The sequence below is a fragment of the Enterobacter sp. AC1 genome, from assembly GCF_050434705.1.
GTDB lineage: Bacteria > Pseudomonadota > Gammaproteobacteria > Enterobacterales > Enterobacteriaceae > Enterobacter > Enterobacter cloacae_L.
Genome location: NZ_JBNDIZ010000003.1, coordinates 17,678 through 38,959, shown reverse-complemented (window position 1 = coordinate 38,959; position 21,282 = coordinate 17,678). Strand labels below are relative to the sequence as shown.

Annotated in this window: 21 protein-coding genes; 17 read left to right on the top strand and 4 right to left on the bottom strand. The window is 53.0% G+C overall.

Annotated features, from left to right (window positions below; genetic code table 11):
* The first annotated feature begins 111 nt into the window (after positions 1-111).
* On the top strand, positions 112-426 hold the full coding sequence (gene fliE / locus M2433_RS09955; RefSeq protein ID WP_008500329.1) for a flagellar hook-basal body complex protein FliE: 315 nt from the start codon (positions 112-114) through the stop codon (positions 424-426).
* A 74-nt stretch (positions 427-500) separates the two neighbouring features.
* Positions 501-914: a lipoprotein YedD gene (gene yedD / locus M2433_RS09950; protein WP_025759923.1), complete on the top strand. Its 414-nt coding sequence runs from the start codon at positions 501-503 to the stop codon at positions 912-914.
* 506 nt (positions 915-1,420) lie between these two features.
* Here the strand turns inward: yedD and amyA are convergent.
* Genes amyA through fliD form a run of 4 tightly spaced genes read right to left on the bottom strand, consistent with a single transcriptional unit; the run spans position 1,421 to position 5,212 of the window.
* The gene (amyA, locus tag M2433_RS09945; protein ID WP_429054692.1) at positions 1,421-2,908 is read right to left on the bottom strand and encodes an alpha-amylase; all 1,488 of its coding nucleotides are present in this window, start codon (positions 2,906-2,908) and stop codon (positions 1,421-1,423) included.
* Positions 2,909-2,960: 52 nt separating this feature from the next.
* The gene (gene fliT / locus M2433_RS09940; RefSeq protein ID WP_264437935.1) at positions 2,961-3,335 is read right to left on the bottom strand and encodes a flagella biosynthesis regulatory protein FliT; all 375 of its coding nucleotides are present in this window, start codon (positions 3,333-3,335) and stop codon (positions 2,961-2,963) included.
* The gene (gene fliS / locus M2433_RS09935; RefSeq protein ID WP_223560900.1) at positions 3,335-3,745 is read right to left on the bottom strand and encodes a flagellar export chaperone FliS; all 411 of its coding nucleotides are present in this window, start codon (positions 3,743-3,745) and stop codon (positions 3,335-3,337) included. The genes fliT and fliS overlap by 1 nt, the downstream gene beginning before the upstream one ends.
* Positions 3,746-3,760: 15 nt before the next feature.
* Positions 3,761-5,212, bottom strand: a complete 1,452-nt coding sequence (gene fliD, locus M2433_RS09930; protein WP_429054628.1) for a flagellar filament capping protein FliD — start codon at positions 5,210-5,212, stop codon at positions 3,761-3,763.
* A 379-nt stretch (positions 5,213-5,591) separates the two neighbouring features.
* On the opposite strand from fliD, the gene M2433_RS09925 reads away from it, so the two are divergent.
* The 15 genes from M2433_RS09925 (at position 5,592) to tcyN (ending at position 21,239) form a co-directional block, all read left to right on the top strand.
* Positions 5,592-6,428, top strand: coding sequence for a flagellin (locus tag M2433_RS09925; protein WP_249428001.1), 837 nt, complete (start codon positions 5,592-5,594; stop codon positions 6,426-6,428).
* A 163-nt stretch (positions 6,429-6,591) separates the two neighbouring features.
* Entirely contained in the window at positions 6,592-8,010 is a 1,419-nt protein-coding gene (locus M2433_RS09920) for a hypothetical protein (protein WP_429054630.1), read from the top strand.
* 26 nt (positions 8,011-8,036) lie between these two features.
* The gene (locus M2433_RS09915; RefSeq protein ID WP_429054631.1) at positions 8,037-11,372 is read left to right on the top strand and encodes a methyltransferase domain-containing protein; all 3,336 of its coding nucleotides are present in this window, start codon (positions 8,037-8,039) and stop codon (positions 11,370-11,372) included.
* 3 nt (positions 11,373-11,375) lie between these two features.
* Positions 11,376-12,530, top strand: a complete 1,155-nt coding sequence (locus M2433_RS09910) for a DegT/DnrJ/EryC1/StrS family aminotransferase (RefSeq protein ID WP_429054633.1) — start codon at positions 11,376-11,378, stop codon at positions 12,528-12,530.
* Between the two features lie 12 nt (positions 12,531-12,542).
* Positions 12,543-13,241, top strand: coding sequence for a WbqC family protein (locus tag M2433_RS09905; protein WP_429054634.1), 699 nt, complete (start codon positions 12,543-12,545; stop codon positions 13,239-13,241).
* A gap of 1 nt (position 13,242) precedes the next feature.
* Positions 13,243-14,205, top strand: coding sequence for a glycosylase (locus tag M2433_RS09900; RefSeq protein WP_429054636.1), 963 nt, complete (start codon positions 13,243-13,245; stop codon positions 14,203-14,205).
* On the top strand, positions 14,199-15,164 hold the full coding sequence (locus M2433_RS09895) for a hypothetical protein (RefSeq protein WP_429054637.1): 966 nt from the start codon (positions 14,199-14,201) through the stop codon (positions 15,162-15,164). Before M2433_RS09900 ends, M2433_RS09895 begins: the two co-directional genes overlap by 7 nt.
* Entirely contained in the window at positions 15,161-15,604 is a 444-nt protein-coding gene (locus M2433_RS09890; protein WP_429054639.1) for a GNAT family N-acetyltransferase, read from the top strand. Before M2433_RS09895 ends, M2433_RS09890 begins: the two co-directional genes overlap by 4 nt.
* Before the next feature lie 4 nt (positions 15,605-15,608).
* A complete protein-coding gene (locus M2433_RS09885) occupies positions 15,609-16,346 on the top strand; it encodes a class I SAM-dependent methyltransferase (RefSeq protein ID WP_429054641.1) in 738 nt (245 codons plus the stop codon).
* A 148-nt stretch (positions 16,347-16,494) separates the two neighbouring features.
* Positions 16,495-17,214 (top strand): RNA polymerase sigma factor FliA, encoded by a 720-nt coding sequence (locus M2433_RS09880; RefSeq protein ID WP_059310219.1) that lies wholly within the window; start codon positions 16,495-16,497, stop codon positions 17,212-17,214.
* Between the two features lie 54 nt (positions 17,215-17,268).
* A complete protein-coding gene (gene fliZ / locus M2433_RS09875) occupies positions 17,269-17,820 on the top strand; it encodes a flagella biosynthesis regulatory protein FliZ (protein WP_025759916.1) in 552 nt (183 codons plus the stop codon).
* 86 nt (positions 17,821-17,906) lie between these two features.
* On the top strand, positions 17,907-18,707 hold the full coding sequence (tcyJ, locus tag M2433_RS09870; RefSeq protein WP_182405549.1) for a cystine ABC transporter substrate-binding protein: 801 nt from the start codon (positions 17,907-17,909) through the stop codon (positions 18,705-18,707).
* A gap of 106 nt (positions 18,708-18,813) precedes the next feature.
* Complete coding sequence (dcyD, locus tag M2433_RS09865) at positions 18,814-19,800, top strand: D-cysteine desulfhydrase (RefSeq protein WP_429054642.1); 987 nt, start codon at positions 18,814-18,816, stop codon at positions 19,798-19,800.
* 21 nt (positions 19,801-19,821) lie between these two features.
* Positions 19,822-20,490 (top strand): cystine ABC transporter permease, encoded by a 669-nt coding sequence (tcyL, locus tag M2433_RS09860; protein ID WP_047345976.1) that lies wholly within the window; start codon positions 19,822-19,824, stop codon positions 20,488-20,490.
* Positions 20,487-21,239 carry an L-cystine ABC transporter ATP-binding protein TcyN gene (tcyN, locus tag M2433_RS09855; RefSeq protein WP_047345975.1) on the top strand — a complete coding sequence of 251 codons (753 nt, stop codon included), beginning with the start codon at positions 20,487-20,489 and terminating at the stop codon, positions 21,237-21,239. Before tcyL ends, tcyN begins: the two co-directional genes overlap by 4 nt.
* The last annotated feature ends 43 nt before the right edge of the window (positions 21,240-21,282 follow it).

Sequence of the window (21,282 nt, the reverse complement as noted above, 5' to 3'; positions counted from 1 at the left end):
TCGTGATTTTCTATGCGTCAAATAACCTGGTTTTTTAACGCTATTTACCGCCATTATCTTATTGACAAGCTGTTAGTCTTGACCGCGTAAAAAACCATCCAGGGGAGAGTCATGGCTATTCAGGGTATTGAAGGGGTAATCAGTCAGCTGCAGGCGACGGCGATGACGGCCCGTAATCAGAATGTGGCAGATCAACAACCGAGCATCAGCTTTGCAGGGCAACTGCATGCCGCGCTTGACCGTATCAGTGATACCCAAACCGCCGCGCGCACCCAGGCAGAGAAGTTCACCCTCGGCGAGCCGGGCGTGGCGCTGAATGACGTCATGACCGATTTGCAAAAAGCCTCGGTTTCCCTGCAGATGGGGATCCAGGTGCGTAACAAGCTGGTGTCGGCCTATCAGGAAGTGATGGGGATGCAGGTTTAACGCCTGTCGATCTTCGCTGGCAGCCTTAGCGCTTTAATGCCACAATATTTTTTTCTTCGAATGCAGGAAAGATGATGAAAAAAATAGCAATTGCTGGCGCGCTGCTGGCACTGACCGGATGCGTTCAGGTGGATAACTATCAGGATGTGATCAAGCATCCTGTCCCGGCGCATCTGGCGGGATACTGGCAGTCGAAAGGGCCGCAGAGCAAAATGGTCAGCCCGGAGGCGATTGCCACGCTGGTGGTGACGGAGGAGGGCGATACGCTGGACTGCCGTCAGTGGCAGCGCGTAATTGCCGTGCCGGGTAAAATCATGCTGCGTTCAGACAGCTATTACAACGTGACCCGCAAGCTGGATATCTATCCGCTGGAGCGCGATGGCTCTGTGCTGGAGTACGACGGAATGGAGCTGCAGAAGGTCGACCGTCCAACGGTTGAGTGCGCCGATTACCTGAGCAAGAATCCGCTGGAGAGTAAACTTCCGTAGCCGTTTTTGCTGTTTGCGCCCTCTCCCTGTGGGCTGAGGGATCCCCACAAAATAATACCTGCACAGACGCCCCCTCTCCCTTGAGGGAGAGGGCTGGGGTGAGGGGGACATACGGCTGTGGAGGTTATTCCGTTCACTTTATGTTCCTTGCTACTCTGTAACGACAATACCTGTGAACGTGCCAGGGTGGCTCACTCGCCACCACCCTGGCGACCCGGGCTCCCGGCGGTAAATCGCCGCTTCGCGGTGCCCTCAGCTTATTCCTTCAGGCTATCGGGTCGGGCATGAGCCTGCATCCCTGCAGGCCATGCCCTCTCGGCGCATCCCTGCGCCTCGCCCCGGCCTTACGGAAACGCTTCGGCGATTTACAGCCGGACCAGGGCATCGCTGTAAGCCATTCATTTTCCTGAAGCAACATTCATCGCTTTCGGTTGAGAAATTACAGGGGATCCCTCAGCCATAGGGAGAGGGACGGGGTGAGGGCATCAGCCCACACTTTTCCAGTACTACAACGCATCCTCAATGACCCACACGCTCACGCTTCCCCCTTTGCAGGTAAAGGTGCCTTCGCCATCCGCTGCCGTGGTGACCGTTTCTTCGCGATTGCCGAGAAAATCACGCCACGTTTTGTTGCCGTAGTTTTCCCCAAGACAAATCACCTTCTCGCCGTCGTCTCCGTTCGACATCACCACCACGCAGCCGGGATCGTCATCGGTGCCGCTTCGGCTGAAGGCGATGCAGTTAGGATGGTCAAAAAACAGCGTCTGCACGCCGTGGGCAAAACGCTGACGAGCGAGGATCAGCTCGTGAAGCTGCTCAATGACCGGCATGTCAATATGGTACGTTTCACCGTCTCCTCCCGCGTCGTCATAGCTGGCGCCGAAGAGATCGGGATAAAAGACGCTCGGTACGCCATTTTCCCGCAGCAGGATCAGCGCGTAGGCCAGCGGTTTAAACCAGGCTTCGACCGGTGCTTCCAGCGCCTGCAGAGGTTGGGTGTCGTGGTTCGCGACGAGGGTGACCGCATGAAACGGATCGGCTTCCACCAGCGTACCGGTAAAGATTTGGCTCATGTCGTAATCCCGCCCCTGGCGTGACGCCTCGTGGAATTTCATCTGCAGGGGGGCGTCAAAGAGCATGGTTTTGCCCTCGACCTGGTCAATATAGGCCTGAAGTTTATCCACCTCGTGAGACCAGTATTCCGCCACGATAAACAGCGGCTGGTCGGCGACCTCCTGAACGTGTTCAATCCACTCTTTGTAAAACCAGGCGGGAATGTGTTTCACCGCGTCCAGGCGAAAACCGTCGCATCCCGTCTGTTCCATCACCCAACGGGCCCAGTATTTGATCTCTTCGGTCACGGCGTGATTGCGAAAATCGATATTCTCGCCCATCAGATAATCGAAGTTACCCATCTCATCATCAACCTGGTCGTTCCAGCCTTCGCCGGTGTAGTCATTGACGATTTTAAAGATGCCGTCTTCATCGGGGTTTTCTATATGGTCGACGCCGCTGAAGCATTTGTAATCCCAGATGAACTGCGAATATTGCCCGGCGCGGACAGGGAAGGTGTAGCGGGTCCAGGCTTCACACTCGATGACTTCATCGTCGATTTGCGTGCGGTCCTGCTCGTTGACGCGCTGAACGCGCACAGATTCCTTCTGATCGGCGCCCATTTTGTGATTGACCACCACGTCCAGCAGAACGGCAATGTCGTTGCTTTTGAGGGCGGCGATGGCCTCCAGCAGCTGTGCTTTATCGCCGTATTTGGTGGCAACGCTGCCTTTCTGGTCAAACTCGCCGAGATCGAACAGGTCGTACGAATCATAGCCAACAGAATACCCGCCGGATGCACCCTTATAGGCGGGGGGCAGCCAGATCATGTTGATGCCGATTTCGTTAAGATTGGGGGCTAACGCCGTGACCTCTGGCCACAACTCACCGCCAGCGGGGTAATACCAGTGAAAACATTGTAACAGGGTGGGGTTTTTCATCATCCTTGCTCCAGAAGCCGTATGGCTGACTTCTGGAGTATGGATGAAGAAATCATAATTGTGTGTCGCGGGTCAAACTTTCTGGATAAAGAATATTCCCCGACAGCTTTCCATAGGTAGAAGTGATGGATTGCTGTTTACCGGTTTGATCAATCAGGCTGCGCAGTTCATCCATGCGCGCGGCAAGAAGCGTTTTTAGCTCGGTCTCATTTTGCAGGGCCTTTTCGAGTAAAAAGCGTGCTTGCTCAATTTGCGAGGGATGAGCCTCTGAAATCGGGTTTTTGGAAATGTTCTCTACCAGCTGAACATAGGTAATCTCAAGCGTAATGAGCTCGTCCCAGAGACCGGAACGAGCATGTTTTAGCATGGTGAGGCTGAGGTTATAGAGGGCCTGCCAGTTATCGAGTGCGGTCGCTGGATTATTCATCAAAAGATTTCCTGAGAAGAAGAACCATTGGGACCAATGTGTTTCCACGCATCCGCAATGTTATTGAGCAGCGCTTCTACCTCGACAATCGCCTCCACGTCATTACGCAGATTCGCATGCAACAAGCGTCTGACCATGTAGTCGTACAGGGCGGCAAGATTGCCCGGCAGTTCACTGTCGATTTCCATATTCAGACCGGCTTTTAAACCATTATCGATGATATTAATTGCCTTCGATAAGGCTTCACCCTTCTCGGTGATTTTACCTTCGTCCAGGAAAAGACGCGCGCGGACAAGGGCACTAAGTGCCCCGTCGAACAGCATAACGACAAGTTGATGCGGACTGGCACTTAGCACCGCGCTTTCCAGCCCGACCTGCTGATAAGCTCGGGCGCCATTTTGTGCATACATATACGTTCCTTACGACTAAGAACTGAATTGCTGTTTCAGGTAGGTGGCCGTGTTGTTCAGTTTACTCATCATGGTATCAAGACTGTTGAACTGGGATTTATAACGGGCCATTGTGGCTTCGATGCTCGCTTCCATTGCGTCGTAACGCTTATCTAACGTTTTCAACGTGGAGTTGATACCGTCAGTGGCGCTTTTGATAATCCCTTCTTTACCGGTGGTCGTACTGAGCATGGTGGTCAGCGTTGCGCCCATCTGCGTGGCCAGACCGGTTGTTTTACCATCACCTACAAAGTAGGCCTGGACGGCTTCCGGGCTGTCGGTCAACGCTTTCGTCAGCTTGGTATCGTCGATTTTCAGGTTACCCATTGAGCCGTCGGCACCGACGGTTGGATCCTGAGTGATACCGAGCTGGGCCATGATCGAGTAGGAGCCAGACTGGACGACGGTTAACATATCGCGCAGCTGCGACTGAACAGAACGCACCGTGTTATCACCCAGCAGCGCACCGTTGCTGCCAGACTGATCGGCCCCGGCTTCCACCTTCACATATTTAGTGATGCTGGCGATGGTCGACTGCAGGGAGTTATAGGCGGTGACCCAGTCCGTAACGGCTTTTTTAGTGGCATCGGTTGAACGGGTAACGTCCAGATTCTCGCTCTTGGTGCTTTCTGACTTCAGCGTCAGAGTAACGCCCGGCAGCGCGTCATTAATCGTGTTAGTCGAACGTTCAATGTCGATGTCATTAATGGTTACCACGGCATTTTTTGATGCGGTTTGCTGATTCATCGCACCGGTATTCGTCGATGAGTCGTAGCTAATAATGCCTTTTAACGTGTCGTCACCGGTCACCGTAACCGTCATGTCGTTTGCCGTGCCGGTAGTTTTGGAGGACAACATTAAGGTGTACTGGTTGTCTTTCGACTTCACTACGGTTGCCGTGACGTTGCCGTTGGCCTTGTTAATCGCGTTAGCAATCCCGTTCAGGCTGGTGTCGCCGTCGGCAAGATCGACACTCAGCGGCTTGGTGGTGCCTGGCTGAGTAATAGTAATATTGCGCGTTGTGCCGGTTGTCGCACCCAGCTGCGCGGTGGCGCTGGTCTGTACGTCAGAGGTTAAAACCTGGGCTTTTGCCAGCGATTTTACCTGCACGCTATAGGAGCCTACCGCGGCACCGGCCGTGGTGGTGGCGCTAAAGGCGGTGTTGGTCGAGCCAATCGAAGCTGCGTTCCAGGTATCCGTTTTACCCAAGGCAGCAGTGGCGGTATTCAGTGACGTCATGGCGCTTTGCAGCTTACTGAACGCGCTCAGCTGGGCATTATAAGAGGTCTGCTGTTTGGTAATGGTGTTCAGCTTGGTTTTTTCAGCCGTTTCGAGGTTGTTATACAGTGTTGCCAGATCCAGACCTGAACCGACGCCCAGACTCGTAATTGTTGCGCCTGAAGAGAGAGTGATTGAGCTACTCGCCATTTTTTTATTTCCTTTAGCCAATGGTAGTTTCAGGTAGTTATCGGCGACTTATGCGGATAGTTTACGTTTCAGGTAAAAAAATTATCGACTGAATAGCGCTTAACCTTACGGTCATATAGCAGTATTGACGCGTGAGAGGCATATATAAAAGAAAAATGCGTGAAGGATAAAACCCTCAATCATTTTCTAAAAAAGGGGCCGCGAAGGGAGGCTTTAACGGGTTTTAATAATTAAAAATTCATCAATATCAAATGGTTAATATTTTTTTGACGAAAATTCTAAAGTCTTATTCAGACCCGTCGATAACTTTCATGACGGTGAGAGACGCCGTGAGTGTTAAGGCACCGACCCTAGAAACCATTTTTGAAGGAATTAAATTATGGCAGTTATCAATACTAACCTGTTGTCCCTGACCACTCAGAACAACCTGAACAAATCTCAGTCTTCTCTGGGCACTGCTATCGAGCGTCTGTCCTCTGGTCTGCGTATCAACAGCGCGAAAGATGACGCTGCTGGCCAGGCGATTGCTAACCGCATGACCTCCCAGGTTAAAGGTATGACCCAGGCGGCGCGTAACGCTAACGACGGTATCTCCCTGGTTCAGACTGCTGAAGGTAACCTGAACGAAATCAACACCAACTTACAGCGTATTCGTGAGCTGTCTGTTCAGGCTGCTACCGACACCAACGGTTCTTCTGACCTGACTTCTGTAAACACTGAAATCACTCAGCGTCTGGCTGAAATCGACCGTATCGCGGGCTCAGCTAACTTCAACGGTAAGAAACTGCTGGACGGTTCCGTATCTACCGCGCTGAAAATTCAGGTTGGTGCTGGTACTTCTGCTAACGATACCATCTCTATCGACAGCAACGCGCTGATCAACGCAACCTCTGGTACTCTGAGCGCTGGCCTGAGCACTGCAATCTCCGATAACGCCTCTGCACAGGCTGTTATCTCTGCTGCTGATGCTGCAATCGCGAAAATTGATACCGCGCGTTCTAACATGGGTGCGATTCAGAACCGTTTCGAATCTACCATCAACAACCTGAACAACTCTATCAACAACCTGTCTGCTGCTCAGTCCCGTATCCAGGACGCTGACTACGCTACCGAAGTTTCCAACATGTCTCGCGCGCAGATCCTGCAGCAGGCTGGTACTTCCGTACTGTCTCAGGCAAACCAGGTGCCACAGGCTATGCTGTCCCTGCTGCGTTAATCGCCGCGCCTGTTTCACAAAAGGTTGCTGGAAACAGCAACCTTTTTTTTACCCGCCAGACAATCTCCGAAATAAGCCCTTATTCCCGGGGGTGTTCCTTCCATTATCCCGAATATTCCCTTGTACGATGGGTGAGAATCGCAATCTGACTAAGAGAATCGGGATGAACAAGTTCGAGCGTACACGATCGCTGCATCAGTTTTACCGTGACGAATTTTCGCGGCTAATTTTTTTGCCAGAAACGGATGCATTGCCTGCGCACATCGTGACCGAAATCCTGCACTATAAAAATTCTGATATTTCCACGCTCGAACCCCAGATCATGGATGCAACGACCGATCTGGATGCGCATAAAGAACTCGCCGTTAAGCGCATGCTGTGCGCGATTGCTGCCGCAAACGCCGCGTTTGATTTTAAAAATCAAGGTAAGCCAACGCCATTTTCGAAAGAGCTGAGCGACACCATTACCGGCTGGGTCGTCGAGGCAATCCAGCACGACGACAGCATTAATCTTCTGGTGGCGGGTATTCAGGTCTTCTTTCGCATTAACGAAATTGAGGCCGCGCTATTCCTGATTTCAAATTACTACGCGGTGGTCAACCCATCCCCGGCCGTGATGAAAATATTGCTGCTAGTGTGTCTGATGGAAGATGACTTTAATCAGATGCAGACCCTTATTCAGCAGCTGACCGCCAATCCTGAACATATTGGTGAAGATGCGTTCACCATGATGATGATCGTCATGGGAATTCATAAGCTGGGTGGCTGCCCTGAATCGTTCATCGATTTTTCCGCATTGAAAATGACTGATTACGAGCCTGATTTTTCGCACTACGAATGGCTTATCCCTGCCCAGGAAAATGGAAAAACCACGGTTCTTGTTGCCTGTGACAAGCGCTATTATTTCGATCACGCCCTGACGCTGTTAGGGTCGATCTACCACACCAACGGCGACCAGCTTAACGTCCATCTGCATCTTTATAACCCTGATGATGAGACATTAGCGCACGTTCATTCGCTGCAACAGCGTTTTCCCGGCATGGTGATTTCCGCGACGTCTGAAAAGATTGCACCCGTTTTTGGTATCAACGTCTGGTACGCCTCAAGGCGTTTTGTTTTCCTCAGCTATGCGCTGAGCGTATTCACCGCGCCGGTTATGGTACTTGATGCGGATTGTCTGGTTCGTAAGAACTGGGCCGATATAAAGCAACATTTCCCGCAGAGTGAGATTGTCCTCTCGTACAGCAACGGCGCACCGCCGTGGGAGCAGGTTCCCGCAGGCTTTGTCTATACGTCGCCGGGCGCGCTTTCACGTAAATATCTGTCGCTTGTTGCGACCTTCATTGACTGGAATTTACGCCGCGGCAACGCGGAATGGTTCCTCGACCAGGTCGCACTGTCAGTTTCTCTTGATGCGCTGCCTGCGGTTGAGCAGATGGCCGTTCATCGCGAGCCGCTGGAGAAACTGATCGACATTCGCTACACCGACGACACGTTCAGCTGGACAGTGACCACGCAAAAATCAGGCGGCGAAGCGTATCAAAACTATAAAGCCGCGATGCAACAAACCTATTTTTGTTAACCCTGAAATCACGGAACTCTCTCTGAATGTTGTATCCAGATAATCGATTCACGCTATCGGGTTTACAGGCCGCAGCTGCCCTGTATCAGTTCCATGCCGGGGCGCCGGCGAGTGCGCGCGTCCTTGATTTAGGCTGTGGGCAAGGTGATGCGTTGTTATCCGCCGCTCTGGCCTGGCCAGGCTGTGTCGGGATTGGTATCGATCTCAGCGAAAACGCTATTGCCGAGGGGCAACGACAGGCGCAGCGTCTGGGTATCACCCAGATCGAACTGGTTGCGGCAGGGCTTAACGACGTGCTGAGCGTGTCACCGGGAGAGTTCGATTACATTCTGATTCGCGGGAACTTTACTCCTGCTGACATGGCAGAGCGAGACGCGTTGCTACAGTGGTGTCGTCGGCACCTTTCAGCGCAGGGCATCATTGCCTTCCATCAGGTCTTTACCCCCCCAGAATCTGCGGCTGAATATGTTCAGGATGCGTTGGCTTTCCATGCGCGTCTTGCGGATCGGCCTGAAGAGAAGGTTGCGTTCGCTCGGGGCATGCTCAGCTATCTGGCATTGACCCAGCCGGAAGGCGAAATCAAACAGCATGTGCTTGCGATGGAACGCGCTGAAGACGCCGTCCTTATCGACGTTATGGCACGCGCCACGCTGACTTCCGCTCATTTCAATCAATTTATCGAGAGCCTCACCTCATACGGGTTGCGCTATGTGGGGGACGCCGTTCCTCAGTACGAAAGCGGGGAGAGCGTTAGCGAGCACATTCACCAGCTGCATACGCTGGTGTCATCGGGGCAGGCGTCGACCGCTGCTCAGCAATACCTTGATTTTGCCGTCAACCGTCGCGAACGCGTCAGCCTCCTTTCCCGTGATGATGTCGTTAACGCGACAGCACTGGATTTTACCCGGTTAAATACGCTGCACTGGGCGGGTGATTTCAGACGCTGCCAAAACGATCGCGGCGAGGTCGTTAATGCTCATACCAACGCGGAAGGGAAGTTTTTCTCGACGCAAAATCCCACAACGCTGCACATTCTCGATCTGCTTGGTGGCGCATGGCCGCTGAGCCTCTCGTTTGAACAACTGGTATTCAACGCTCGTCTTCCCGAAAAAGAGGAGGATGTCGCCCAGCACGTGCTGGAGTCTCTGAAAGATCTCTTTCTCAATCAAATTCCGGGACTGCACTGGGCGGGTTCACCGGGGCCATACAATGCTCAGACTGAAAACGAGCTCACGCTAATTGCTCCCCTTCCGGTAGGAGAAAACGCTGAGGTCACGCTTAATCTCTGGGGGGAGCATGTAACCCTCAGTGAGGGCGAGCGAGAGTTCGTGACCGCGGGCATGGATGTGAATCGGTCCAGTAGCAGCGAGTATTTTTCTGCGCTGAAAGCGAAAGGCTTGTTAAAAGGCAGTCCTCAAGCGTGGCGCAAAGCGCAGCAGCATTTTCTGCGGCTGGGGGATGTTGATAACCTCAAACGCAGCATTGAGACGCTTTTACTGCTCAACGTCGGGCCGCAACAGGGCGGTTTACTGGCGGACGGACAGAACATGGCAGGGGAGAAGGATGAACAGGATCCCGCCATCGACCTGATCTACCAAAAGGTAAATGCTCTGATTGCTGCAGGTCTGGCGAAAGACGCGCGTGACTACATTGCGGGACTGATTGAAAAAGACCCCGATAATCTGCATATGCTTCGCTGCGCCTCTCGCGCCTGCCTGCTGATAGGCGACTGGGATGAAGCGCTGTCGGCACTCTGTCAGCTCATGAGCCGCTACGCTGCCGGTCAGGATATCTGGTTTGATCTGGCAACCGTGCTGCAGAAAAAGGGCGAGCTGCATTATGCCGCCCGGATCCTGCAGGCGCTGCTGCGGCTGAATAAACATAACGCGTCATTCTGGAACACGCTGGCGGTGGTTTATCACGCGCGTCGAAATATGGCCATGGCTGAACGCTGTGCAAGGGAGTCTTTGCGCTATAACGCCACGAACCCACTGCACCTTGCGATGATGGGCATCATTTTGAGTGACAATCAGAAACTGACGGAAGCACGCTATTTCCTCGAGAAATCGCTTGAGTTTGCGCCGGGTGATTTTGACTGTTTCACCAGCCTGCTGTTTGTTCTTACTCACGACTTTTCCATCTCCCCGGACGTGCTCTTCGAACGCCATCTTGCCTATGGCGAGCTGGTTGCCGCGTGGGCGAAAAAATTCGACCTGTCGCTGCCGTGGCAGGGTAGCAAGGATCCTGAGCGGCCGCTGCGCGTAGGCTTTGTGTCCGGAGATTTTCGTAACCATCCCGTAAGCCGCTTTCTACGCCCGTTCTGGGACGGCATGGATCGGAAGCGGTTCTCCCTCTACGGATATAGCACGCTGGACAAAGATGATGTTGTTACGGATCACTTCCGTAACACCTCCGCGAAGTGGTTATCCGTTACCCATCTCAATAACGTTGAGCTGGCAAAACAGATCCACAGCGACGGGATCGATATTCTTTTTGACCTTTCGGGCCACACCACCGGCACGCGTTTACCCGCATTTGCCTTTAAGCCTGCGCCGGTGCAAATCACCTGGCTCGGCTATCCGGGCACGACCGGGATGCAGCAGATGGATTACCGCATTATCAGCACCGGATTCGTCAGGAATGCTGCGATAGATGCTCAGTTCACCGAAAAGCTGATCGCAATCCCACTCGATAATTTCTTCGAGCCGGATGCCTCCAGCCCTGAGGTCAATGCGCTGCCAGCCCTGAAGAACGGATGGTTTACCTACGGTAGCTTCAACCGCCCTAAGAAATTGAATGATCAGGTCTTTGCGCTATGGGCGCGCATTCTGTTGCATAACGCTACGTCGCGCTTGCTGATTGGTTTTATGGATGACGATGCGATGATCGCCCGCTACCGCAAAAAGCTTCATGCGCTGGGCGTGTCGGATGAGCAGCTTATTTTCCGTAAAACCACGGGGCTGGAGGCCTATCTTCATATGCACCATGAGGTAGACATGCTGCTTGATTCCTTCCCATACAACGGGGGCACAACCACCAGTCATGGCATATGGATGGGCGTTCCGACGCTGACCCTGGCAGGGGCAACGTATCCCGCGCGGCAGGGGCTGGAGATCATGCATATCTACGGGCTGGATGAATTTGTGGCGGAAAGTCAGCAGGACTATTTCAACAAAGCCGTTAGCTGGCAAACCCGCCTGGAAACCCTCAATGCCTTGCGCCAGAACATGCGGAGCACAATCCCACCGCAGGGCCAGAGCAACGTAGCGATTCCTTTCCAGCAGGCCCTTCGTGAGGCCTGGCGAAAATGGTGTGCTGATGAGGCACCTTGCAGTTTCCGGGTATCAGGTACTGAGGATTAACTTATGAAAAATGTCTACGTTACCAGTCCACTTCTTCCGCCACTTGAGGAGTTCATCCCTTACCTGGAGACCTTGTGGGAAAGTAAAATTTTGACTAACAGCGGGCAATTCCATCAGCAGCTGGAAGAGGCGCTGGCCGCGTATCTGGGCGTGAAGCATGTCTGCCTGTTCTCCAACGGCACGCTTGCCCTGCTGACGGCGCTTCAGACATTACGTATTACCGGCGAAGTGATCACTACGCCGTACTCCTTTGTTGCCACCTCTCATAGCCTGCTTTGGAATGATTTAACGCCAGTCTTTGCCGATATCGACCCTGTTACCTTTAATATCGATCCGGACCGCATTGAAGAGCTGATTACGCCTAAAACAACGGCCATCATGCCGGTCCACTGCTATGGCATTCCCTGCGACATGGAGCGCATCCAGAAAATAGCCGATACCTATGGCCTGAAGGTGATTTACGATGCGGCCCACTGTTTTGGTGTCAAACAGGATAACGCCAGCATCCTCAATTACGGTGATTTGTCCGTGCTGAGCTTCCACGCCACGAAGGTATTTAATACCTTCGAAGGGGGAGCCATTATTTGCCATGATGCCAAAACCAAGCAGCGTATCGATTACCTTAAAAATTTTGGTTTTGCCGATGAAACCATTGTGATGGCGCCGGGTATTAACGCCAAAATGAATGAAGTCCAGGCGGCGATGGGGCTGCTGCAGCTGAACTATATTGATAGCGCGTTAGAGGAACGTGCCATCATCTATCAACGCTACGTTGAACTGCTTGATTCCACGCTCCCTGCGCTGGAATACATTAAGCCTGCCGACAATATTGAATGGAATTACTCCTATTTTCCGGTGCTTATTCGCGCAGATTCCGCGGTAAGCCGGGATGCCATCTATGCGGAGCTGCGCAAGCATAATATTTATGCCCGGCGCTATTTCTATCCGCTGATCAGCGCATTCCCAATGTATCGCCACTTCCCGACGGCGAATGCGCAACATCTCCCGGTGGCTGATGAAATTTCACATGCGGTGCTCTGTCTGCCAATTTATCCAGGCCTGCCAGTGGCAGATCAGCGTCGCATTATTGAGATTATCCAGGACTTGTTTATTGATGCGGCCCGTGCGGCAGAACCAGCGCTGGTCGTTAATGGATAGGAAGGGAAACCGATGAAGTTGGCGATTATGCAGCCCTATTTTTTCCCGTACTGCGGCTATTTCCAGCTGATGGCGGCAGTGGATGCGTTCGTGGTGTATGACAACATCAAGTACACGAAAAAAGGGTGGATTAACCGTAACCGCATCCAGGCTCGCGGCGCGGAGTCGTTAATCTCGCTGCCGTTAAAAAAAGACTCCGACTTTCTGGATATCCGGGCGCGGCAGCTCTCGGCTGCGTTTGACCGCAACAAGCTGTGCAACCAGATTGCGGGTGCGTACCGCCACGCGCCCTGGTATTCCGCGGTTATGCCGGTAGTTGAGGACATTATTCAGAACCCGAGCGATAACCTTTTTGAGTATTTGTGGCAGGGGCTGATCGGGTTGAGGGATTATTTCGGCTTATCCTGCGAGCTGATTGTTTCGTCTTCGTTACCGGCGAATCACGCCTTAAAGTCCCAGGATCGCGTCATTGATATTTGTCAGGTGATGAACGCCCGTACGTATATTAATCCCCCGGGTGGTATGGCGCTCTATTCCCGGCAGGACTTCGTCGATCGCGGGCTGAAACTGCAATTTATACAGCCGCAGCCATGGGACTATCCGCATTCTGACGCGGCGTTTATCCCCTGGCTGTCGATTATTGACGTCATGATGTTTAATCCTCGCGATGAGGTGGTTCGTCGCCTGCAACATGGTTATGAGTTAATTTAATATGTTTACATGGAAAAAATTGGGGAAGGTCTTTACCCCGCAGGAAGTCACCCATCTCCCATGGCTTAAAGAGTTTGCGCAGGCCCCCGCGACGCTGATCTTTGATGATTTCGTGCGCGTCTACTTCTCGTGCCGCCCGCCTGCCGATGACCAGGGGAAATATGTCAGCTATTCCGCCTGGGTGGATTTGGCTCGGGACGATCTCTTCCGGGTGTTGCGTTTCGCCCGAGAACCGATTCTCCCGCTGGGGGGATACGGAGAATTTGACGAGTTTGGTACCTATCCCGTCTCCGTGATACGCGATAACGATGTGGTAAAAGCCTGGTATGCAGGCTGGACGCGGTGTGAATCCGTGCCGTTCAACGTAGCAATTGGCATGTCGGTAAGCCATGACGACGGGGAGAGCTTCGTTAAAGCGGGGCCGGGGCCGGCAATCGGCTATTCGCCGGATGAGCCGTTCGTGATGAGTGGGCCTAAAATTCGCCGCTTCAATAACCAGTGGCAGCTTTTTTATATTGCCGGGCGCAAATGGAAGTGGGTGGATGGCCGCGCTGAGCCGGTCTACAAGATTCGCATGGCGACATCGGAGGATGGCATCACCTGGACGAAGCTGAATAAAGATCTGATCCCCAGCCGTATAGAAGAGGACGAGGCGCAGGCCAGTCCGGATGTGTTTTACGCCAACGGCAAATACCACATGTTTTTTTGCTACCGCTACAGCGCGCATTATCGCGGAAAACAGAACGGTTACCGCATCGGATACGCGTGGAGCACGGATATGATCGCGTGGCACCGTGATGATAGCAAAGCCGGTATTGACGTTTCTGCCTCCGGATGGGATGCAGAGATGATCAGCTATCCGCACGTCTTCGAACTGGATGGCAAGATTTATATGGCTTATCTGGGGGATCAGGTAGGGCGCTACGGTTTTGGACTGGCACAACTTGAGGGCAAATTATGTTAACCCTGAACTGGCGTAAGCATGGGCTTATCTATTCGCCGTCACAGTTTCCTCCGCTGGCGAATGGGGTTGGTTTTGCCCAGTCTCCGCAGGCGCTGGTGTTTGATGATTTTATCCGTATCTACTTCTCCACGCGTGAGCGGGAGGAAGATACCGCAAAATTTATTAGCCGCGTCTGCTATGTGGATATGGATAAGTCTTTGCGGGAGGTGCTTCGCGTCAGTTCCGAGCCGGTGATTGCACCTGCTGAGCTGGGCACATTCGACGAGCACGGTATTTTCCCCTGCAACGTCCTGCGTCACGAAGACAAAATTATGGCCTGGACAACGGGTTGGAATCGCCGCGTTTCGGTCTCAGTTGATACGGCAATTGGGCTTGCTGTCAGCACCGATAACGGCGAACATTTCACCCGTATCGGCACCGGCCCCGTAATGGGCCCCTCGCTGCACGAGCCGCACCTGGTGGGGGACGCCTTTGTTATCCACACCCGTGAACGTTTCCATATGTGGTACATCTTTGGCACGGGCTGGAAAAAGCGCACACCGGATTCGGTCCCGGATCGCATCTATAAAATTGCCCATGCGGAATCAAATGATGGCATTCACTGGCAGCGTGACGGCAGGCAAATCATCCCTTCTGTTCTGGGCGATGACGAATGCCAGGCGCTACCGACGGTGATTGAAATCAACGGCCGGTATCATATGGTCTTTTGCTTCCGGGAGTGTTTCGATTTCCGTACCGGTCAGGGGCGCGGTTACCGTCTGGGCTACGCCTGGTCTGATGATTTACACCACTGGCATCGCGATGACAGCCAGATGGCCTCGCTGGCGTCCGTGGATGACTGGGACAGCGATATGCAGTGTTATCCGCATCTTTTCCGCTGCGATGACAAAGTCTATTTGCTTTATAACGGTAATGCTTTTGGCAAAGCCGGGTTTGGCCTCGCGGAACTGGTGATATGAATCGCTGGGCGTTCTGCCAGAACCGCGCCACGCCGGAGGAGATCGTCGTCCATTTTAATCGATGTGACCCGCTTTTTATTGCCTCAATCACAGGTGTAATAGCGTTACACGACTATGCCCAAAAAATAGTGGACCGGGCATGGCGACACGAAGCCTGGCATAACAATACGCTCACAGGGCTGGTTGCTGCCTATTATACCGCGGAGCGTCAGCAGGGATTTATTACCAATGTTTCCGTTTTGCCTGACGCTCAGCAATGCGGCCTGGGCAGCCAGCTCTTAATTCAATGCATTGAACATTTACAGCGCCTGGGCGTGGCTGAAATTAATCTTGAAGTCGATGAGAATAATGCATCGGCGCAACGTTTATATCTAAAACATGGATTTACCTTCGGCGTTTCAAGCGGCTCAAAGATAACCATGACTTGCAGAGTGAGATAACAACATGACTCTTCGTGATTACAATCAGGAAATCAAAGATACAGCCGATCACCAGTATGCCTATAATTTTGATTTTGATGTGATGCATCCTTTTATGATTCGTGCATTTACGCCTTTCTTTAGGCCGGGTAATTTACTTGAGCTGGGGAGTTTTAAAGGTGATTTTACGGCACGCCTTGCTGAAAAATTCAACGCCATCACCTGCGTTGAAGCCTCGGCAGAGGCGATGGCTATCGCTAGCGAGCGTCTGAGTGAAAATGTATCGTTTGTCCATTCCCGCTTTGAGGATGTTGAACTGCCGGAACGCTATGACAATATTATTCTCACGCATGTGCTGGAACACATCGATGATCCCGTTAAGATCTTAAAACGCATTAATAATGAGTGGCTATCGGATGACGGATACCTTTTTTTGGTCTGCCCTAACGCACATGCCGCCTCCCGACAGATTGCCGTTAAAATGGGGCTAATCTCGCATAATAGTGCGGTGACGGAGGCTGAATTTCATCACGGTCACCGTTGCACTTATTCTCTGGATACGCTTGAGAGAGATGCCCGTCTTGCAGGCCTTAACGTTGTTTATCGGACGGGTATTTTCTTCAAGGCGCTTGCTAATTTCCAGTGGGACAAACTTTTACAGACAGATATCATCTCTAAGCAATACCTTGAGGGGTGCTACGAGTTAGGCCATCAATACCCGGATTTATGTTCGAGCATATTCTTGCTGTGCAAAAAAGGCTGATTATATTGGTAATGCAGGATGCATGTTTTAAGGACATGCATCCGTAACCCTCAAATAACCCCTCATTTTACCCACTATTCATCCAATTGAACGCCCTGCAGAATCGGATAATCATGCCGATAACTCAACTAACGCAGGGCTGTTTATCGTGAATTCACTCTATACCGCTGAAGGTGTAATGGATAAACACTCGCTGTGGCAGCGTTATGTCCCACTGGTGCGTCACGAAGCATTGCGCCTCCAGGTGCGTTTGCCGGCGAGCGTGGAACTCGACGATCTGCTACAGGCGGGCGGTATCGGGTTATTAAATGCAGTTGACCGATACGACGCTCTGCAAGGAACGGCATTTACGACTTACGCAGTTCAGCGTATTCGTGGTGCGATGCTGGACGAACTGCGCAGCCGCGACTGGGTGCCGCGCAGTGTTCGCCGCAACGCGCGCGAAGTGGCGCATGCGATGGGGCAGCTGGAACAGGAACTGGGACGTAACGCAACGGAAACTGAAGTGGCGGAACGTCTTGGCATTGCTGTTGAAGAGTATCGTCAGATGTTGCTCGATACCAATAATAGCCAACTCTTCTCCTATGACGAGTGGCGCGAAGAGCATGGCGATAGCATCGAGCTGGTGACGGATGAGCACCAGCAGGAAAACCCGTTACACCATTTAATGGAAGGGAATTTACGCCATCGCGTGATGGAGGCTATTGAAGCGCTGCCTGAACGCGAACAGCTGGTGTTAACCCTTTATTACCAGGAAGAGCTGAACCTCAAAGAGATTGGCGCTGTTCTGGAGGTGGGAGAGTCGCGGGTAAGCCAGCTGCACAGCCAGGCCATTAAACGCTTACGAACCAAGCTGGGTAAGTTATAGGTGATTAATTCACCCGAAAAATGCCGCACAACGTATTGACAACCAGGAGTTATCATGACGGTGCAGCAATCTAAAAGACGGCCTTTAAGCCGCTACCTGAAAGACTTTAAACACAGCCAGACGCATTGCGCCCACTGTAACAAGCTACTCGACCGTATCACGCTGGTTCGCCGTGGCGAAATCGTCAATAAGATCGCGATTTCGCGCCTCGACACGCTGATGGACGAAGCCGCATGGCTCGAAGAGCAAAAAGAGTGGGTGGCGCTTTGCCGTTTCTGTGGCGATCTCCACTGCAAAGAGCAAAGCGACTTCTTCGATATTATTGGCTTCAAACAATTCCTGTTTGAACAAACGGAGATGAGCCACGGAACCGTTCGCGAATATGTGGTTCGCCTGCGTCGCCTCGGCCAACATCTGACCGTGAACAATATTTCCCGCGATCTGCTCAAGACCGGTTATCTGGATGAGAATCTGGAGCCGTGGCTGCCTGCGACCAGCACCAACAACTACCGTATTGCCCTGCGCAAGTATGCGCAATACAAGGTACAAATGCCGGGTGCCGTGAAGCAGAAAGCCCACGCCGGAACAACTTCTGATATATATTAAAAAAGAATAAGATGTAGCGCAGTCGCCTTTGACGTTGCAGGCGATTTCTCTACACTACGTAAAAATTCCACTATATCGGGGTATTTATGAAATTTGCACTTCTGGGTCGTCAGGCGCTGATGGGTGTTATGGCCGTTGCGCTGGTTGCGGGCATGAGCGTGAAAACGTTCGCTGCAGAAAACCTGCTGAATAAAGTGAAAGAGCGCGGTACGCTGCTGGTCGGGCTGGAGGGAACCTATCCTCCGTTCAGCTTCCAGGGCGATGACGGTAAGCTGACCGGTTTTGAAGTGGAATTTGCTGAAGAGCTGGCGAAGCACCTTGGCGTGAAAGCATCCCTGAAACCGACCAAATGGGACGGTATGCTGGCGTCGCTGGATTCCAAACGTATTGATGTGGTCATTAACCAGGTGACCATCTCTGACGAACGTAAGAAGAAATATGACTTCTCCACCCCGTACACCGTATCCGGTATTCAGGCGCTGGTGAAAAAAGGCAACGAAGGCACCATCAAAACGGCTGCGGACCTGAAAGGTAAGAAAGTCGGCGTGGGTCTGGGAACCAACTACGAAGAGTGGCTGCGCCAGAACGTTCAGGGCGTGGATATCCGCACCTATGATGATGACCCGACGAAATACCAGGATCTGCGCGTGGGTCGTACCGACGCCATTCTGGTTGACCGCCTGGCGGCGCTGGATCTGGTGAAGAAAACCAACAATACCCTGGCGGTAGCGGGCGATGCGTTCTCTCGTCAGGAATCCGGCGTGGCTATTCGTAAAGGCAACGAAGACCTGGTAAAAGCGATTGATTCCGCGATTGCTGACATGCAAAAAGACGGCAGCCTGAAGGCGCTCTCCGAGAAGTGGTTCGGGGCAGACGTTACCAAATAAGTCTTTGACGTAAAAAAAGGCGCTTTTAAAAGCGCCTTTTTTATTTCTTACGCGTCTGCGTGCATAATGAAAAAATATCACATTTGTCTGAGTTACCGGAGAACCCATGCCACTACAGAATTTAACGCGCTTTCCTCGCCTGGAGTTTATCGGCGCGCCAACGCCGCTGGAGTATCTGCCGCGATTTTCTGATTATTTAGGCCGCGATATTTTTATTAAGCGTGACGACGTGACGCCGATGGCCATGGGAGGCAACAAGCTGCGCAAGCTGGAGTTTCTGGCGGCGGATGCCCTGCGCGAGGGCGCTGATACGCTCATCACTGCCGGGGCCATTCAGTCCAACCACGTTCGTCAGACGGCGGCAGTGGCGGCAAAACTCGGGCTCCACTGCGTGGCGTTGCTGGAAAACCCGATTGGCACGCGGGCAGAAAACTATCTGACCAACGGTAACCGCCTGCTGCTGGACCTGTTTAACGTGCAGGTTGAGATGGTCGACGCGTTGACCGACCCGACCGCCCAGCTTGACGAGCTGGCGACGCGTCTGGAAGCGCAGGGTTTTCGTCCCTACGTTATTCCCGTCGGCGGTTCGAATGCGCTGGGCGCGCTGGGATATGTGGAAAGCGCGCTGGAAATCGCGCAGCAGTGCGAGGGCGCGGTAAGCCTCTCCTCCGTGGTGGTCGCGTCTGGCAGTGCGGGCACGCACGCCGGGCTGGCGGTGGGTCTGGAGCAGCTGCTGCCGGACGTCGAGCTGATTGGCGTGACGGTATCCCGCAGCGTGGCAGACCAGAAGCCAAAAGTGGTGACCTTACAGCAGGCGGTAGCCGGGCAGCTGGAGCTGAAGGCAAAGGCCGATATTCTGCTCTGGGATGACTACTTTGCGCCGGGTTACGGCACGCCTAACGAAGAGGGAATGGAAGCGGTTAAGCTGCTGGCGCGCCTCGAGGGTATTTTGCTCGACCCGGTTTATACGGGTAAAGCGATGGCCGGATTGATTGATGGCATTGCGCAGAAACGCTTTAAGGATGAAGGGCCAATTTTATTTGTCCATACCGGCGGCGCGCCTGCGCTGTTTGCCTACCATCCTCATGTCTAAAAATCAGGTCGAAAAATAATAATGCAAGAAAGTATTCAACTGGTTATTGATTCGCTGCCGTATCTGCTGAAAGGCGCGGTATTTACATTACAGCTCAGTATTGGTGGGATGTTTTTCGGGCTGGTGCTGGGCTTTGTGCTGGCCTTAATGCGCCTGTCACCCATCCTGCCGGTACGCTGGCTGGCGCGTTTTTATATCTCCGTGTTTCGCGGTACGCCGCTCATCGCCCAGCTCTTTATGATCTACTATGGCTTACCGCAGTTTGGTATCGAGCTGGATCCGATCCCCGCAGCGATGATTGGCCTGTCGCTCAATACCGCGGCGTACACCTCTGAAACCCTGCGCGCGGCCATCTCCTCCATTGACAAAGGGCAGTGGGAGGCGGCGGCCAGTATCGGTATGACCCCCTGGCAGACGCTGCGCCGCGCCATCCTGCCGCAGGCGGCCAGAGTGGCGCTTCCACCACTCAGCAACAGCTTCATTAGCCTGGTGAAAGATACCTCCCTGGCGGCAACGATTCAGGTACCAGAGCTGTTCCGTCAGGCGCAGCTGATTACCTCCCGCACGCTTGAAGTCTTTACCATGTATCTGGCCGCCTCGCTGATTTACTGGGTGATGGCGACGGTGCTGTCTGCTCTGCAAAACTATTTCGAAAACCAGCTTAACCGCCAGGAGCGTGATCCAAAATGAGTGCTATCGATGTCAAAAACCTGGTGAAAAAATTCCACGGTCAAACGGTGCTCCACGGGATCGATCTTGAAGTTGAGCAGGGTGAAGTGGTGGCGATTATTGGGCCGAGCGGGTCGGGAAAGACAACGCTGCTGCGCAGCATAAACCTGCTTGAACAGCCGGAGGGCGGCACTATTCGGGTCGGGGAGATAACGATTGATACCGCGAAATCCATTAGCCAGCAGAAAGGTTTGATCCGCCGCCTGCGCCAGCACGTCGGATTTGTTTTCCAGAACTTCAACCTTTTTCCACACCGTACGGTGCTGGAGAACATTATTGAAGGGCCGGTCATCGTAAAGGGTGAATCGAAAGAGGAGGCGACGGCGCGCGCGCGTGAACTGCTCGCCAAAGTTGGGCTGGCGGGTAAAGAGACCAGCTATCCGCGCCGCCTGTCGGGGGGCCAACAGCAGCGCGTGGCGATAGCGCGCGCGCTGGCGATGCGCCCGGACGTGATCCTTTTTGATGAACCAACTTCTGCGCTCGATCCCGAGCTGGTGGGGGAGGTGCTTAACACCATTCGCCAGCTGGCACAGGAAAAACGGACGATGGTGATCGTGACCCATGAGATGAGCTTTGCACGCGACGTAGCTGACAGAGCCATTTTTATGGACCAGGGACGGATCGTGGAGCAGGGACCGGCGAAGCGCTTATTCGCTGACCCTCAACAGCCGCGAACCCGTCAGTTCCTTGAAAAATTCCTCATGCAGTAGCATTTTTGCACTAATTTGCTCCAGAAATTTACTCTGGGGCAAA